The sequence below is a fragment of the Paraburkholderia rhynchosiae genome, assembly GCF_002879865.1.
Classification (GTDB): domain Bacteria; phylum Pseudomonadota; class Gammaproteobacteria; order Burkholderiales; family Burkholderiaceae; genus Paraburkholderia; species Paraburkholderia rhynchosiae.
This window is the reverse complement of record NZ_PNXY01000154.1, coordinates 1-354: the sequence shown is the minus strand read 5'-3', so window position 1 is coordinate 354 and position 354 is coordinate 1. Positions and strand designations below refer to the sequence as shown.

Genomic DNA, 354 nt, shown 5'->3' with positions numbered 1-354 from the left:
ACAGGTCAGCCAGTCTTTCATGCAACAGATCGATTTCATGTTCCCACGCTTTCGCGATCTCTTTCATAGTCCTATACCAAGTAGTAGTACTAACTTACTATAGGAAAAAATAACTACGGCTGTAGTGTTAGGCGATGTTTCAAAAAGAGCTACAACTACTGTTAAGGAAGGTCTGCAAAAGTCCTGGCATTGACGCCCCGTTCAGCTATCCTGGAACCAACGCGAATTAGTTGAGGAGAAGAGTGATGTCGCAGTTGGGTCTTGGTCTGGATCTGTCAACGAAGCGCACGCGCAAGCGGGAATTTCTCGATGAGATGCGGCGTGTTGTGCCTTGGTCGAAGCTGATTGCGCTGA

General features: G+C 47.5%; 1 pseudogene. It reads left to right on the top strand.

The features are described from left to right. Window positions 1-245: 245 nt before the first annotated feature. Window positions 246-354 (top strand): annotated as a pseudogene (locus C0Z16_RS37240) (IS5/IS1182 family transposase); the annotation flags it as partial.